This window comes from Endozoicomonas sp. SESOKO4 (assembly GCF_024606275.1).
The window spans coordinates 1-1,261 of sequence record NZ_JAHHPS010000164.1 but is presented as its reverse complement, the minus strand read 5'-3'; the positions used below and the strand labels follow the sequence as shown (position 1 = coordinate 1,261).

The following is a 1,261-nucleotide window of genomic DNA, read 5'->3' as shown; positions in this document are numbered from 1 at the left end:
CCGTTGAAGATGGGAGGCAAGTTTCGGGTGCTAGAAAAAATTACCCTTAAAAATGTTGCCTGGCAGTATCAGGCGGCCTGTATTCAGGATCTCTGCCAGAAGTACAACGTCGCTTACATCGGCATCGATGTCACTGGCCCGGGGTCGGGTGTCTTTGATCTGGTGCAGCAGTTCTATCCAGCAGCTACGCCCATTATCTATTCCATTGATAGCAAAACCCGGCTGGTCCTGAAGGCTCAAGACGTTATCACTTCCAACCGCATTGAATGGGATTTTGTGCATTCCGATATTGCCGCAGGTTTTATGACCATTCGCCGAACTACGACGGGCAGCGGCCAGATTACTTATGTTGCCGACCGATCCGAACGCACCGGCCACGCCGATGCAGCCTGGGCAGTGATGCATGCCCTGATTAACGAGGGGCTGGATTATCGCCAGCAACGAAAATCTACTTACCACTTCTCTGATGATTAGCTATGGCCAGAAAACCCGACAGACAGCCCAAGAAAAAACAATTATCTACCAGGCATGAACGCAAAAGCCGTAGTTTCGGCATTGAGTTTGGTGAGCCGGAGCAGGTGCTGTCTGGCAGTTTGCTGGATAGTTTGGGTAATATTCTGCATCCTTACAATGGCTACTATGAGCCGCCGATCTCCCGGGCTGGCCTGTCCAGAATGCGCCATGCCAATGCCCATCATGGCAGCTGCCTGATCTTCAGGCGCAATATGCTGTGTAACTTCTTCGTAGAGAATCCATACCTTTCTATCAGTGATTTTAAAGCAGCAGTGCTGGATTATCTGGTATTTGGTGAGGCGCATTTTTTGCCCCATTACAATTTCTTTGGGGAAGTAACCAGGCTGTCACACCTGCCCACTTTGAATATGCGAAGAATGCCTGATACCGAAGCAGGTCTGGAGCAGTACCTGATGCTGGAGCCGGTAGGTGTAAGCCGTACGGTATTTGAACCTGGTACAGTAATCCGGGCGGCAGAATACGACACAGGCCAGCAGATTTATGGTGTACCGGACTGGCGAAATCAGTATTGGTTTGCATGGCGATTACAAAAATGTAGATGCTTTGGCTTACGACGTTTACTCAGCAATCCCTGCTTCCCAACGTACAGGCAGTGAGGTCTGCATCATTGGTGAACGTCTTGTGTCTTACGACATGAACAAGGCGATGAACATTGCTGGACAAAAGCCCAGCGAAAAGAAAGACATCGTTGTGCTTGACCGCACCTATGGTGGCCGTCCGGCAATGT

2 protein-coding genes and 1 pseudogene are annotated in these 1,261 nt (G+C 50.1%); all 3 read left to right on the top strand.

The window, feature by feature from the left end; genetic code table 11:
- Positions 1 to 474 (top strand): annotated as a pseudogene (locus KDK16_RS03055) (terminase); the annotation flags it as partial.
- Between the two features lie 2 nt (positions 475 to 476).
- Positions 477 to 1,130: a hypothetical protein gene (locus tag KDK16_RS03050; protein WP_257274618.1), complete on the top strand. Its 654-nt coding sequence runs from the start codon at positions 477 to 479 to the stop codon at positions 1,128 to 1,130.
- Positions 1,015 to 1,261, top strand: a 247-nt coding sequence (locus tag KDK16_RS13480; RefSeq protein WP_373690903.1) for a P2 family phage major capsid protein, incomplete at its 3' end; no start/stop codon positions are given. The genes KDK16_RS03050 and KDK16_RS13480, both read left to right, overlap by 116 nt.